Annotated in this window: 14 protein-coding genes; 7 read left to right on the top strand and 7 right to left on the bottom strand. The window is 68.1% G+C overall.

The window, feature by feature from the left end:
* Nucleotides 1–190: 190 nt before the first annotated feature.
* Nucleotides 191–844, top strand: coding sequence for a glutathione S-transferase family protein (locus LVB77_RS12290; protein ID WP_232906397.1), 654 nt, complete (start codon nucleotides 191–193; stop codon nucleotides 842–844).
* Between the two features lie 45 nt (nucleotides 845–889).
* On the opposite strand, the gene LVB77_RS12295 is transcribed toward LVB77_RS12290, so the two are convergent.
* Entirely contained in the window at nucleotides 890–1,798 is a 909-nt protein-coding gene (locus LVB77_RS12295; protein WP_232906398.1) for an AraC family transcriptional regulator, read from the bottom strand.
* Between the two features lie 100 nt (nucleotides 1,799–1,898).
* On the opposite strand from LVB77_RS12295, the gene LVB77_RS12300 reads away from it, so the two are divergent.
* The 3 genes from LVB77_RS12300 (at nucleotide 1,899) to LVB77_RS12310 (ending at nucleotide 3,937) form a co-directional block, all read left to right on the top strand.
* The gene (locus LVB77_RS12300; RefSeq protein ID WP_232906399.1) at nucleotides 1,899–2,651 is read left to right on the top strand and encodes an SDR family oxidoreductase; all 753 of its coding nucleotides are present in this window, start codon (nucleotides 1,899–1,901) and stop codon (nucleotides 2,649–2,651) included.
* Nucleotides 2,652–2,718: 67 nt separating this feature from the next.
* Nucleotides 2,719–3,393 (top strand): class I SAM-dependent methyltransferase, encoded by a 675-nt coding sequence (locus tag LVB77_RS12305; RefSeq protein WP_232906400.1) that lies wholly within the window; start codon nucleotides 2,719–2,721, stop codon nucleotides 3,391–3,393.
* Nucleotides 3,394–3,526: 133 nt separating this feature from the next.
* Nucleotides 3,527–3,937, top strand: a complete 411-nt coding sequence (locus LVB77_RS12310) for an SRPBCC family protein (protein WP_232906401.1) — start codon at nucleotides 3,527–3,529, stop codon at nucleotides 3,935–3,937.
* A 93-nt stretch (nucleotides 3,938–4,030) separates the two neighbouring features.
* Here LVB77_RS12310 and lnt read toward each other — a convergent pair whose 3' ends face one another.
* The 4 genes from lnt to LVB77_RS12330 form a co-directional block, all read right to left on the bottom strand.
* Nucleotides 4,031–6,496, bottom strand: a complete 2,466-nt coding sequence (gene lnt, locus LVB77_RS12315; protein WP_232906402.1) for an apolipoprotein N-acyltransferase — start codon at nucleotides 6,494–6,496, stop codon at nucleotides 4,031–4,033.
* A 24-nt stretch (nucleotides 6,497–6,520) separates the two neighbouring features.
* Nucleotides 6,521–7,195: a hypothetical protein gene (locus LVB77_RS12320; protein ID WP_232906403.1), complete on the bottom strand. Its 675-nt coding sequence runs from the start codon at nucleotides 7,193–7,195 to the stop codon at nucleotides 6,521–6,523.
* A 28-nt stretch (nucleotides 7,196–7,223) separates the two neighbouring features.
* Nucleotides 7,224–8,312 (bottom strand): hypothetical protein, encoded by a 1,089-nt coding sequence (locus tag LVB77_RS12325; protein WP_232906404.1) that lies wholly within the window; start codon nucleotides 8,310–8,312, stop codon nucleotides 7,224–7,226.
* Nucleotides 8,313–8,591: 279 nt separating this feature from the next.
* Nucleotides 8,592–9,434: a type II CAAX endopeptidase family protein gene (locus tag LVB77_RS12330; RefSeq protein WP_232906405.1), complete on the bottom strand. Its 843-nt coding sequence runs from the start codon at nucleotides 9,432–9,434 to the stop codon at nucleotides 8,592–8,594.
* Nucleotides 9,435–9,563: 129 nt separating this feature from the next.
* Between LVB77_RS12330 and LVB77_RS12335 the strand changes: the two genes are divergently transcribed.
* The gene (locus LVB77_RS12335; RefSeq protein ID WP_232906406.1) at nucleotides 9,564–10,082 is read left to right on the top strand and encodes a MarR family transcriptional regulator; all 519 of its coding nucleotides are present in this window, start codon (nucleotides 9,564–9,566) and stop codon (nucleotides 10,080–10,082) included.
* Nucleotides 10,083–10,086: 4 nt separating this feature from the next.
* Here the strand turns inward: LVB77_RS12335 and LVB77_RS12340 are convergent, their stop codons facing one another.
* Nucleotides 10,087–10,875 (bottom strand): arginase family protein, encoded by a 789-nt coding sequence (locus tag LVB77_RS12340; RefSeq protein ID WP_232906407.1) that lies wholly within the window; start codon nucleotides 10,873–10,875, stop codon nucleotides 10,087–10,089.
* A 184-nt stretch (nucleotides 10,876–11,059) separates the two neighbouring features.
* On the opposite strand from LVB77_RS12340, the gene LVB77_RS12345 reads away from it, so the two are divergent.
* The gene (locus LVB77_RS12345; protein ID WP_232906408.1) at nucleotides 11,060–11,536 is read left to right on the top strand and encodes a nuclear transport factor 2 family protein; all 477 of its coding nucleotides are present in this window, start codon (nucleotides 11,060–11,062) and stop codon (nucleotides 11,534–11,536) included.
* A gap of 336 nt (nucleotides 11,537–11,872) precedes the next feature.
* Entirely contained in the window at nucleotides 11,873–12,772 is a 900-nt protein-coding gene (locus LVB77_RS12350) for a DUF2268 domain-containing putative Zn-dependent protease (protein WP_232906409.1), read from the top strand.
* Between the two features lie 46 nt (nucleotides 12,773–12,818).
* On the opposite strand, the gene LVB77_RS12355 is transcribed toward LVB77_RS12350, so the two are convergent.
* Nucleotides 12,819–13,484, bottom strand: coding sequence for a DUF4386 family protein (locus LVB77_RS12355; RefSeq protein ID WP_232906410.1), 666 nt, complete (start codon nucleotides 13,482–13,484; stop codon nucleotides 12,819–12,821).
* Between the last annotated feature and the right edge of the window lie 40 nt (nucleotides 13,485–13,524).

Here is a 13,524-nt window from a genome sequence, read left to right on the forward strand (position 1 = left end):
AAGGGCTGCTAGGCCTCTCCCGCGCCGCTGCCGGCCAGCTCTAAGCCCTATCGGCTATCTCCAGGACGGCCGTGAGCACGCCGACGCACAAGCTCCAGCGCACGCCATGTCGAAACCGCGTCCTCCGGTTCGTCGCAACGATAAGAACCGCGCTGCGCGCCAGACAAACTTCCCTCAGGAGACGCCAACGATGACCATCACCATCACCGCCTTCGAACGCTCGCCCGACGGTGGCAAGGGATTGGCGCGCGACACGCGCGTGCGTTGGGCGCTGGAGGAAGTCGGCCTGGCGTACGACGTCCGGCTGGTGTCGTTCCGGGCGATGAAGGAACCCGCGCATCTGGCCCTGCATCCGTTCGGGCAGATTCCGACGTACGAGGAAGACGATCTGGTCCTGTTCGAGACCGGCGCCATCGTGTTGCACCTGGCTCAGCGGCATTCGGGTCTGTTGCCGGGCGATGCCAATGCGCGCGCGCGGGCGATCGCCTGGACGTTCGCTGCGCTCAACAGCGTGGAACCGCCGGTGCTGGATCTGGTGACCGCCAAGATCGTCGAGCGCGACCAACCCTGGGCGCAGGATCGGTTGCCCTTGGTCATCGACCGCATCCGCCAGCGCCTGGTCCAACTGGCGGCCCGCCTGGGCGATGCCGAATGGCTGGACGGTGCGTTCAGCGCGGGCGATCTGATGATGGCCTCGGTGCTGCTGCGGCTAAGGCCCTCGGGCATCTTGAGCGAATTTCCCAGCCTGGCCGCCTATGTCGCGCGTGGCGAAGCGCGGCCGGCGTATCAGCGTGCGTTCGCGGCTCAGTGGGCGATCAACGGCGCCGCGCCGCAAGCCGGTTGAGCGTATCCGTTCCGGATCGAGGGCAGAGCAGGCGTGCCCTGCCCCCTACTCCGCCGCCGGCGCGCCGCGGCCGTAGCGGCTCGGCGCCAGGCCCACATGCCGGCTGAAGGCGACGCTGAAGGTGCTGGTCGATCCATAGCCGACGCGCTCGGCGACTTCGGCTACGGACATTTCGCCGTTACGCAGCAGATCTTTGGCGACTTCCATGCGCCAGCCGAGCAGATACGCCATGGGTGCGACGCCCACGGTGCGCGAGAAGCGTTCGAAGAAACTCGAACGCGACAGCGCCGCGGCCTTGGCGAGTTGGTCCACGGTCCAGGCGCGATCGAGTTGCGCGTGCATCCGCTTCAGCGCGATCGCCAGACGATCGTCGCCCAGGCCGCGCAGCAAACCGGGCGGCGCGCCGCCGGCGGTGGTCGAACGCATGGCTTCGACCAGCAGCATCTCGACCAGGCGCGAGCGCATGAACTCGCTGCCGGGTTGTTCCTCGCAGGTCTCCTCGCCGACCATGCGCACCAACTGCGACAGTCGCTGCGAACCCTGCACGTGCACGACCCGCGGCAGCAAGGACACCAGCAGTCCGGTGTCGGCGCGATCGAAGACGAACGAGCCGCCCAGAGAGCGCATGTCCGCCGGGCCGCTCTGCTCGCCGTAGCGAACTTCCGCTTTGCCGCCCGCCACCGCGAAAGGATCCAGATGCACCGGCGGTGCCGGCACCGGGCTGGAGATCGTGAAGGCCGGCGTCGTCGGCAGCAGCACGAAATCGCCGGCGGCCAGGGCGACGGATGCGTGTCCGTCCACCGCCAACTGGCAATGGCCCTCCAACATGATGCAGAAGCTGGGCTGTCCGAACTCCGAGTAGCGCACGGCCCAGTGGCCCTTGCCGCTGATCACATTGGCGAACACCGCACGCGGGCGCAGCAGCCGGACTACCTCGGACAGCGGGTCGCCCATGACCGGACTCTCGCTAAAATAATGCGGACTTTACATTATCGACGGTCCAGACGCTGGATTCTATCGTTCGCTCCGAGTCCACCACCCCTCGGAGCACGACATGAAAACCGTACTGATCACAGGCTGTTCGTCCGGCTACGGCTTGGAAACCGCCCGCCACTTTCTCGCCCAAGGCTGGAACGTCGTCGCCACCATGCGCACGCCGCAGGCGGACGCGCTTCCGGCGTCGGAGCGGCTGCGCATTCTGGTGCTGGATGTCACCCGACCCGAAAGCATCAAACACGCCCTTGTACAGGCCGGCCCGATCGATGTGCTGGTCAACAACGCCGGCATCGGCCTGTTCGGCAGCTTCGAGGCCACGCCCATGGCGACGGTGCGCGAGGTGTTCGAAACCAACACCTTCGGCACGATGGCCCTGTGCCAGGCGATCATTCCCCACTTCCGCGAGCGCGGCGCGGGCAGCATCGTCAACGTCACCTCCAGCGCGACGCTGGCGCCCTTCCCGCTCGTGGCCGCCTATACCGCCAGCAAAACGGCGGTGGAGGGCTTTACCGCCTCGCTGGCGCACGAACTCAAGGCCTTCGGCGTGCGCGTGAAGTTGGTCGAGCCCGGTTACGGCCCGTCGACCCAGTTCACCACCAACGGGCAGCAACGCATGCAAGGCCTGATCCCTCCGCCCTATGAAGCGTTCGCGCACAGCGTGTTCGCCGGTTTCGCCGACCTCGCCGCGGTAACGCAGGCCAGCGACGTCGCCGAGGCGATCTGGCTAGCGGCGAACGATCGCTCCGAGCGCCTGCACTACGCCGCCGGCGCCGACGCGGTGGCCTTGTCGCTGCGCCGCGGGGTCGCCTGACGCGCATGCGTCAGATCAATATGTAACTAATAATGTTACATTAAAGCATCCCCTGCCCGGAGCCGCCATGTCCGCCTTTTCCGACCCCGACGCCGTAGCCAAATACGCCGAAGGCCCCGTGCGCCTGGTGCCTGGCTTTCACAGCCTGCAACAGATGAGCGCGCTGTTGCTGGCCGAACGCGTCCCCGGCGATGGCCACGTGCTGGTGCTGGGCGCCGGCGGCGGCCTGGAGCTCAAGGCCTTCGCGCAGGCGCAAGCCGGGTGGCGCTTCCTGGGCGTGGACCCGTCGGCGGAGATGCTCCGACTGGCCGCCACCACGCTGGGGCCGCTCGCCGATCGCGTGGAGCTGCTGGAGGGCTATATCGATGCGGCGCCGCACCGCCCGTTCGATGGCGCCACCTGCCTGCTCACTCTGCACTTCCTGTCCGTCGAACAGCGCCTGCATACCCTCAAGGAACTGCACCGCCGCCTGAAGCCCGGCGCGCCGCTCGTCGTCGCCCATTTCAGCTTTACCCAGGGCGAAGGCGAAAAGGCGCGCTGGATGGGGCGCTATGCCGCCTTCGCCACGGCTTCGGGCGTGCCGCAGGACGATGCCCTGCGCGCGGCGCAAGCGATCGCCGAGCGCCTGCCCATCCTGACGCCGGAGCAGGACCTGGCCTTGCTGCACCAGGCCGGGTTCGCGACGGCCGAGCTGTTCTATGCGGGCTTCACCTTCCGTGGCTGGGTCGCGTACGCGTCTTGAGCGCGCCCTTCAAACCGCCCCGCCCGCTCGACGATACTGGTCCGCGAAAAAAATGTGCGCAAGCGTGTCGATTCCGGTCGCCTACGTTCGACGCACTAATGAACGCCCATTCCGGGCCACACTGGAACCGACCATGAAGATCACCATCGAAACCCTCGTTCGCGCCGACCTGGACCAGGTCTGGACCGCCTGGAACACGCCGGAAGACATCAAGCAGTGGAACACCGCCAGCGACGACTGGCACACCACCCACAGCGCCGTCGACCTGCGCGAGGGCGGCAAGTTCGTGTCGCGCATGGAGGCCAAGGACGGCAGCTTCGGTTTCGACTTCGAGGGCGTCTACACCCGTGTCGTTCCGCAGCAGGCCATCGAATACCGCATGGGCGACGGCCGCGAGGTCCAGTCCCAGTTCGTCCAGCGCGCCGACGGCGTGCTGGTCACGTCCACCTTCGATGCCGAGAGCGAAAACCCCGCCGAGATGCAGCGCGCCGGTTGGCAGGCCATCCTCGACAACTTCGGCCGCTACGTCGAAGCCAAGGCCTGATCCGGGTCCGCGCGACATTGCGCGCGGATCATCCCGGCCTACCCCACGTGCGGCGGACGATGCCCGCCGCACGTCGCGGTCTCTGCGACCCGCTCAGTGGCTCGACAGCAGACGCAAGGCCAGCCAGATCGGCACGCCGACGTAAAACGCGAGACGGCCCAGCCATTCCATCGCGTCGCGCACGGCGGCGGTGTTGCCGGACCGCAGCGCGATGGCCGAGGCGACGACCGCCTCGATCGCGATGCGCAGCGCGGCGGCGAACAGCATCAGCCCGATCGACCACGACGCCCACCAGATCAGCAGTCCGCTCAGGTAGGCGCGCAGGCCGTAGGTGTAGTACTCACCGAGGACGCCGCCGAAGGCGATGATCTGATGCAGGCGGAAGGCCACCAGCGCCAGCAACAGCGGGAACAGCGCGAATTTCGCCAAGCCGTGATCCAGCCGCGGCCGGCGTGCGTCGGCGCGCGTCTGCGCCAACTCGGCCAGACCGTCGGCCAGGCGGCCCTCGCCGCGATCGGCCACGCCCGCCGCCGCCAACAGACGACGTAAGGAAAGCGGAGCCGCCAGCGCCAGGCCGCGCGTCCAATACGGCCCGGCGGCCAACCGCAGATCCACGCCGTTGCGCGGCAAGGGAATGCGCCAGGTCCGCAGGCCGGCCAGCGTGGTCAACGGCAGTTCGATGCGTTGCCGGCGCTGGTCCAGCACCAACAACGCGCCCTCGATGCCGACGCGCGCCGCGAAGGCACGCTCGATCGCCCATGCGGCCAGCAAGGGCAGTACCACCGCGCCGGCGAACAGGCGCAGCTGCGCCAGCGACTGCACTTGCAGGCCCACGCGGAACAGCATGTCGTACGCCAGCCAGGCCAGGGCGGCGGCGGCGCAAAGCCTTAGCGCAGCGCTCAGCGCACGCCAGGCCGGCGACAGTGCAACGGCATCGACGTAGGCAAGGTCTTTCGCAATCGCTGCATGGCCCGCACGCCAGCGACGCCAACACGACCACAGCGCCAGGCCGAGCAGGAACGCTGCAGCGGCGCGGCCGACCCAATCGCCCCAGCGCACCATCAGCGTCGGTTTCGGATCGCGGGCGCTGACGAACGCGGTCAGCACCGCCTGATCGCCCATCGAGGTGCTGGCCAACACCTCGCCGGTGTCGTCGATGATCGCGCTGAGGCCATTGTTGGTCACGCGCACTTGCGGCAACCGCGTCTCGACGCTGCGGAACGCCGCCACCGCCAAGTGCAGGCGCGCGCCGACCGGATAGTCGGTGAACCAGGAGTCGTTGGACATGCCCAAGATGGCTTGCGCGCCCAGCCGCGCGCCGTCGATGGCCAGGTCGGGATGCACGTCGTCCAGACAGATCAGCGGCACCACGTTGACTTCGCGCCCGTCGGCGCTGCGCAGCGGAAACACGCGCGCGCCCTGCCCTGGGCGCCAGCCGCCGATCCAGGGCAGCGCGCTGCGCAACCATGGGGTGTCCAACCAGCGCGGCACGTATTCGGTCAGCGGAAACGGATAGGTCTTGCGGTAGGCGCCCAGCAGGCCGCGGCCGGGTTCCAGGAACGCGGCCGCGTTGTACTCGCCGTCATCGTCGCGGTCGTAGGTGCCGAACACCAGCGGCACGCCCGCGGCGTCGACAAAGCCCTGGATCTCGCGATCGAGCGCGGCGCCGTCCTCGCTGCGCGGGCTGCCGTAGGTGGTGGGGTAGACGGTTTCCGACCACAGCAGCACGTCGGCATCGTGGTCGCGGATCGCCGACCAGGACAAGGCGTAGTGCGTGTCCAGCACCTGCCGGACCACGGCGTAGGCGCCCATTTCGCGGCGCAGGCGTTCGTAGTCGACGATGCTGGTCTGCACCATCGCCACGCGCAGCGTCGCTGCGGCGTCGGTGGGCGGCGCTTGCAACGCAGCGCGGCGCGCCAGGCCATAGCCGGTCATGCCCAGCACGATCGCGATGCCCAGCACCAACGGCCGCAGCAACGCGCCCTTGCCCTCGCGGCGGCGCTGGATCGCGAGCAACAGCGCTTCGTTGACCAGCAACAGCAACAAGGTGATGCCGGCGGCGCCGCCCAGGTCGGCGACCTGGCGCAACACCGCGGACGGGAACAGGCCATGGCCCAAGGTGTCGCCCAACAGCTTCGGTACTAGCCATTCGCAGGCCACCCACGCACAAGCCGCGGCCAGGGCGCGCAGCCACGGACCATGGCGGCGCCCGACGATGTGGCGCACGCAGGCGTACGCGAGGAACTGCGGCTGCAGCATGGGTGCCAGCAACAGCAGCGCCACCGTCGCGCCGAACGCGCCGACGCCGGTGTAGGCGCCGATCGCCGCGGCGAACCAATGAAAGGCCGCCGCCATGAAGGCCACGCTCATCAGCGCGCCGTTGAGCACCGCGCCGCGCAGCGTGGTCTGGCGATCGAGCGTCCACAGCCACGGCACCAGCGCGACGAAGCCCAAGCCCCAGGCGGGGCCGCCGTAAGCGTAAAGACCGAGCGCGAAAGCGGTGGCGAGCAGGCCGGCGGCGTGGCGCCAGCGGGACGGGGACAACCGTTCCTTGGTCAAGTCTGAAAGCTCCGGATCGCGGTCTTAGCGTGGAGGAATCTGGATCGGCCTGATCGGCATCCCGGGCGGCGCCAGCGCCGGCGGCACCACGCGGTCGGCGGGCATCGGGATCGGCCTGCCCTGCTTGTCGTACAGCACGAAGTCGGGCGCGAACATCAGGATCGGTTCGATCGGCACGCCCTCGTCGGTGACCTGATGGTGACGCACATAGCCTTCGGGCAATCGGAAGTTTTCCGGCACCGCCAGTCCCAGCAACGGCGGACTGGTGCCGGGCGGATTGAACGCGCCCAAGCCCGTGCGCACGCCGGCCTCGTGCAAGGCTTCGATCACTTCCGCGCCCGTGGGCTCCGGGTCGCCCGGCTGGAAGTAGGCGGCCAAGTCGTTGGGATCGGTGCGCGGCATGCTCTGCGGTTCCTGCGAAGAGGCGGCGCGTAAGCGGGCATCCAGGTTCGACGGCGGTGCCTTGGCTTCGCCGGACGTTGTCGCCGCAGCGGCGGCGCTACGGGCACCCTTCGTGCCGGTGGAACCAGCGGTACTCGTCGGCGTCAGCAACCACCACGCCGTCGCGGCCAGCGCCACGAACCCGACCGACGCCGCCCAGGGCCAGACACCGCCCCGGGCGGCGCGTTTCGGAACCACGCGCATACCCTCGCCGTCCGCTCGGGACGGCGGGGTACGCGACGGGCCTTGCTCGCTCATGGTCAGGCGCTACGCCGGATCGATCCGGTCAGGGACTGGCCGGGTTGTACACCGACAAGGCCCAGCCCATGCGCTCGTGGCCGTACTGGTTCCAGATCGGGCTGCGGCCGTTGGTGAAGCTGGCATAGCGCGGCGCGCCGGAACCCGTGCTGCCGCCCCACAGACCTGCGGACACCGTGCCACCGGTATAGGTCGGATGGGTGTCGTCGGACTGGATGTAGTCGAACGAGCTGGAGGACGAGACGAACTTGGTGTTGGCGTCGCGCAAGGTCGGACGCAGCGTCACCGAGGTGCGGGCGATGTAGCTGGCTTCGGTTTCGCCGGCCACGTAACGCAGCGCGTCGGAGTCGATCGCGCCGTCGCCGTTGCTGTCGTAGTCCGCGCCCATGTACTGGGCGAAGCTGTCCGCGCACTGGAAGCCCTTCTGGCGGGCGTATTCGCACATCCAGTAGTTCATCTTGGCCATCGCCGGCAGGAACCGGTCGCGCAGGTTCACGGTTTGGCCGGTGCCGGCGTCGCGGCACGAGCTCTGCACGTTGTCGGCGTTGTAGCCGGGGTAGTACAGGTTGGAGATCACCTTGAGGCGGGTGTTGGCGTGGGCATTGGCGTTGATGTAGTCCATCGCCGCCGACACGTAGGTCTTGCAGGAATTCACTGCCGCGTCGAGCCCACTGTAGTCGCAGGTGCCGGTTTGCGATTTGAACGCCGAACGCGCCTGCAGGCCGTCGTTGCCGCACATCTCGAAGCTCACCACGCGCGTGGTGGCCGCCTGCATGTAAGAACGCTCGGCGACGATCTTGTTCTCGTAGACATCGCGCGCCACCGCACCGGACTTGGCCCGGCGGATGCTTTCGATGTCGGCGTTCCAGCGCGCCGACAGGTACTCGCCGTCGACGGTCGGCGCCGAGTAACGGGCGGCGTTGCTGATCGAGCCGTTGTAGCCGGCGAAGATCGAATCGCCGTAGGCGACCACGCGGTACTTGGTGCTGGTCCCGGCCCGGTCGATCGTCCACGACACGTTCTGGTTGAGCGTGCTGGCCATGGCCGGAGCCGCGAGCGCGAGCAGCGCCACGGCCGTGAGCCACCGCCCCGCCCTGTTGCGGAACAGAGTCTTCATCCTTAATTCCCCTACGAATGGTGTGCGCTACGGGCACCGGCTGGCGCCCGACGAGAAGTGCTCGGAAAAAAGCGGAACTCGATTAACGGCAAAACCACTACACGACGGGGGATGCCGTGTTTCCGCAGCACCCCTCCCCTGCCATCGCCCCCAGACGCTAGCGTACGGTCCGGGGTGGCGCAATGTGCGCCGCAACAGGCATCAGGGGCGGCATCACGTTTTGACGCAGTAGGGTCGGTAGCGCCGTATCGGTCGCCGACGGCTTTCAGCGGCGCGGCGTCAGGGCTTGGAACCCTTCCATTTCCAAAGGATCGCGATCAGCGCCAGATCGACCACGACCGCGAACACGCTGGCCTCCGGACCGAAGGCGCCGCCGGTCACCCACTCGGGGCGATCCAGCAATTGCGGACGGAACCAGCCGGCATGGGCGAAGCCGCTGACGTCGAAACCCAGCAGATACCCTTGCGCCCAGTTCCAGCCCAGGTGGATGCCGACCGGCATGGCCAGGCTGCGCGTGCGCAGATAGGCCAGGCCCAGCAGCACCGCGCCCAGGAACAATTCCAGCGAGGCCCACACCAGGGTGGCGCCCTGCATGTCGGGATTGCCCCAGTGACTGCTGGCGAAGACCAGCCCCAGCACCAGTTGCGCGACCCACGCGTTGGTGCCGGCGACCAGGCGCTGGAACACGAAGCCGCGGAACAGGGTTTCCTCGAACAAGGCCACGAACAGGAAGATGTACAGGCCGTAGACCAGCAGCCCCACGCTGCGCGCCGGATCCAGTTGCAGGCGCACGCCGCCGGCCGCCCAGATCATGACCACGGCGAGCACGGCCGTCGCCAACCCCAGAAATGCCCCCACGCCGAACTCGCGCGCCCAGCGCCGGCCCAGCACGAAGCCGATGCTGGACAAGGGCTCCTTGCGCAGGCGCACGCAGATCCAGGTCACGCCCAGCAGGAAACCGAAACGCAGCAGTTCCAGCGCGGCCTGCGGCGTGCCCGCCGCCTGCAGGGCGCGGCTGACCGGGGTGTAAAGGAAGCGGCTGGCCAGCATCAGCACCAGGAACAGCGCGATCCACCAGCCGTTGCGCACGCGGTTGTCGTTATCGAGAAATAGGCGTTTCAAGGTGGCCTCGCAGCGGTTAGGCGGAGCGGCGCGCGAACGACGACGGTCGATCGCGCCGGAACAAGTATCTTTACGTCAAGATACTTGATGCTAATATTCCTACCCAGACCGCACAACAGGACATACGTCATGGGTCCGAAGACCGACGCCCCGGCCGCACACGGCGACCGTATCGACCGCCTGCTGGCCGAATGGGAAAGCGAACGGCCGGAACTGGACGCCGGCGCGATGGCCGTGGTCGGCCGCCTGTTGAGCATCGGGCGTCAGCTGGAAGCGCGCGCCAACGCGGTGCTGCGGCCGTTCGACCTGCACTACACCGACCTGGACGTGCTGGCCACTTTGCGCCGCGGCGGCAAGCCGTACCGGCGCACGCCGACCGAACTGCGCGACAGCGTGCTGATCACCTCGGGCGCAATGACGGCCTGCCTGGACCGGTTGGAACGCAACCGCCTGATCGTGCGCGTGGCCGATCCGCACGACCGGCGCTCCAAGGCGGCCGAGCTCACCGGCGACGGCCGCAAACTGATCGACAAAGCCATCGCGGTGCGTTTCGACGAGGCGCGCGAGGCCTTGTCCGGGCTTAGCGACGGCGAGCGCTCGCGCTTGGCGGCGCTATTGAGAAAGTTGGGGCGCAGCCTGAGCGACTGAGGCTTTACCTGCGTGCGGCGGCATCGCACAGCCGGGCGATGACCCGGCTGCCCGCCTCCGCGTCGTCTTCGTTGGCCGGCGCGAACTCGGTGACGGTGAAGCCGACCAGATCGGCGCGACGCGCGATGTCCGCGACCAGGGCGACCGCCGCGCCTATCGCCAGGTCGCCGTCGGTGTAGGCCAGATAGGGGAACTGCGCCGGATCTAGCACGTCGAGATCGAAATGCACGTGCACCGGTCCGTTCGGCGACCACTCCGGGTCCAGCGTCTTCAAGCCCAGTTCGCGCTGCAACGCCCAATCGCCGTCGTCGCCCACGCGGATGCCGTGGTAGCGGAAACGCGCCGGATCGATCGGTGCGCCCAGCAGCGGCCGCAGCGGCGCGGGCGCGCGGCCCAGGATGGCCGCCACCGGCATGCCGTGGAAACTGCCGCTCGGCGAGGTCTCGGGCGTGTTGCCGTCCAGGTGGGCATCGATCCAGATCACGTTGAGTCCGGGATGGACGCGATGCAGGTAGTCGATCACCGCCACGTCGACGGCGCAGTCGCCGCCCGCGGTGAGCACGCGGCGGGCGCCCGAGCGCGTCAGCAGCGCCTGCGCGTCGCGGAACTGTTCGAGGATGGCGTTCCAACGCCGCACGCCGTGGTCGTCGCCCTCGGCGTCGCTCAACGGTACCTGCGCCAGCGGCGCGTAGCGGCCGAAGACGGCGGCGGCCGCCGTGGCGCCGCGCGCCAGGTGCTGGTGGCGGCCGGAGCCCTGCCATTGCGGATAGGCCAGAGCGAGATCGAAAGGCATGGGGTTCGGCTGCATCGTCGGGCTTCCGTGGATCGCCGTCGGACGGCGGTTGCGCTGCGCGCGGCGCTGGATCCAGTCTACTCGGCCAACCGTTACAGTGCGCTGGTGCCGGAAAGCGGCATCACCGAACTTAGCATCCGTCCCCTGCCGGGAGATCCATGTGCGCCGTCTCTTATTGAGTGTGTTGCTGCTGCCGCTGTGCGCATCCGCTGGCGGAACCACGCCCGAGCAGGCGGTATCGGCGCTGTGGCGCGCCTCCTCCAACGAGGCCGGCGGCCGCGCGGATCTGGCCGTGCTGCAGCGGTTGTTCCACCCGGACGCGGTGGTGTTCGGCGGCCACTACAAGCAGGGCGCGCCCGTGTTGCGGCGCTGGACCGGCGCGGAGTTCCTGAAAAATTATCGGGGCGTGCAGGAACGGGGCTTCCACGAATGCGAGGTGGCGCGGACGGTGCACCGTTACGACGGATTCGCCGCGGTCTACAGCGTGGTCGAATCCCGCGCCGACCCGCATGCGGTCAAGCCGGACTTCGTCGGCGTCAACAGCATCCAGTTGTACCGGGACGGTGCGCAGTGGCGGGTGCTGTCGCTGTACTACCACGTCGAGAAGGCTGGGTTGCCGATCGGGATCGAAGGTGGGCGATCGGGACAGTGCATCGGTTGAACGGTGGGCTTGCTGGTTGCTTCGGTACGCTGGCGGGTTGGACGCGAACCTGCGAAAGGCCGCTGGATGAGACGGACCAGGGAGAGTCAACATCAAGATGGGTTCCGGCTTTCGCCGGAATGACGGTTGGGGGTTGCAGTCGCTGACGGTTCTTCCGTGCGAGAACGCCGTTCAGAGCAAGCCTCACTCATCCCTGTCTTCAGTTGGGTCCGCCGTCTGGCCTCGGCATGACCTTCGACCCGTCTCGATGGTGTGCGATGCGCACTAGCATGGATCGCAGACACTCACGCTGGATCCTCGCTCATGCGCATGTATCTCAGAGCCGCCCTGCCCCTGATGACGGCCGTCTCCCTGTTTCTGCTCACCGCCGCGGCGGCGCCGCCGCGGAGCGGCCCGGAAGTGCGCGTGGTCGATGTCGACCGGTTCTACGCCTTGTACGAACGAACCGGCGGCAAGCCCAGCGCCGAGCAATTGCAGCGCGATTATCTGGACCTGGGCAGCCCCGGCCTGATCGAGTTCGCGCGCATGCGCCGCATTACCGGCGAGCGCATTGCGGCGATGATGGCCGAGCGCCCTGCCCTGTACACCGATGCCCGACGCTGCGTGGACGTATTGCCGGCGGTGGAGTCGCGGCTGGAGACGGCGCTGGCGAAGCTCGGCGAGTACTACCCGCCGTCGCGGTTTCCGCCGGTGACCCTGGCGATCGGGCGCGGCAAGCCGGTGGGCACCGCCAACGCCAGCGGCGTGATGATCGGGCTGGAAGCATTGTGCGCGGTGGATTTCATGAATCCCGACCCCGAGGACCGCTTCGTGCACGTGATCGCGCACGAATACGCGCATGCCTTGCAACCGGCGGCGCAGGTGGAGAACAGCGACGAATCGGTGCTGCGCGCTTCGCTGATCGAGGGCGGCGCCGAATTCGTGGCCGAGCTGATTTCCGGTTCGGTCAGCTACGGCCACCTGCCCAAGGCGACGCGCGGCCGCGAGTTGGAACTGGAAACCGCGTTCCAGGCCGACATGGACGCCAAGGCGCAAGGCTCGGCCTGGCTGTACAACGGCATGGGCACCCCGGAGCGCCCCGGCGACCTGGGCTACTGGGTCGGCTACCGCATCGCCAAGGCCTACTACCGTCAGGCCAAGGACAAGCGCGCGGCGGTGCGCGAGATCATCGAGATCGACGATCCCAAGGCCTTCCTGGCCAAGAGCGGTTGGACGCCGGGCATGGCGTTGCAATGATCGATCGCGTTGCGATGGCGCGTCCCGTGCCGCGGGCGCGCCGTCGCTAGCGCTGCGGTTGCAGCGGAAAGCCTTTCGCCAGCAGCCAGCACAGCACCGACAGATACGCCAGGGCCAGCGGCATCAGCAACGGATACAGCACCGGCAAACCGAACAACGGCCGCGCGACGGTGTACATCTGGATCAGAGCCGCGGCGATGCCGAACCCGGCCAGCAGCCGCGGCACCAGCTGCGCCTTGAACAGGAAGACGAACAGCACCAGCACGCCCAGGCCGCCGATCAACACGTCCAGGAAATGGACGCTGTTGCGCAGGCCGCTCAGCGCCGCCTTCGCGGATTGGAACGCGTCGGCTGGCGCGCCGGCGGCGACATAGCTTTCGCTGAGGTGCCGGAACGCGACCAGGGTCGAGCACTCGATCAGGGACACGGCGAGCGCGGCGACCACGAGACCGAAATAGAAGCGCGTCAGCACCGGATGGCGCTGGCGGAAGTGCGCCGACACCAGGCTGGCCACGGCCAGCGAGACCAGTCCGGTGCCCAGGCCGATCAGGGCGATCGCGCCGATCCGGTGCGGATGCTGCGCCGCGTTGACCAGCCAACCCGCGCCGGCGAACAGATCCGACTGCAGCTTGAAGTTCGAGTACAGGCCGAATCCGAAGCTCAGCAGCATGCCCGCTCCGATCCAGCGCCCCACCGCGGTGATGTGGTTCATGTCGCGCTCCCCCAGGCCATGGCCGTTGCGCCACTGTCGG

The organism is Lysobacter sp. 5GHs7-4, assembly GCF_021284765.1.
Classification (GTDB): Bacteria; Pseudomonadota; Gammaproteobacteria; order Xanthomonadales; family Xanthomonadaceae; genus Lysobacter.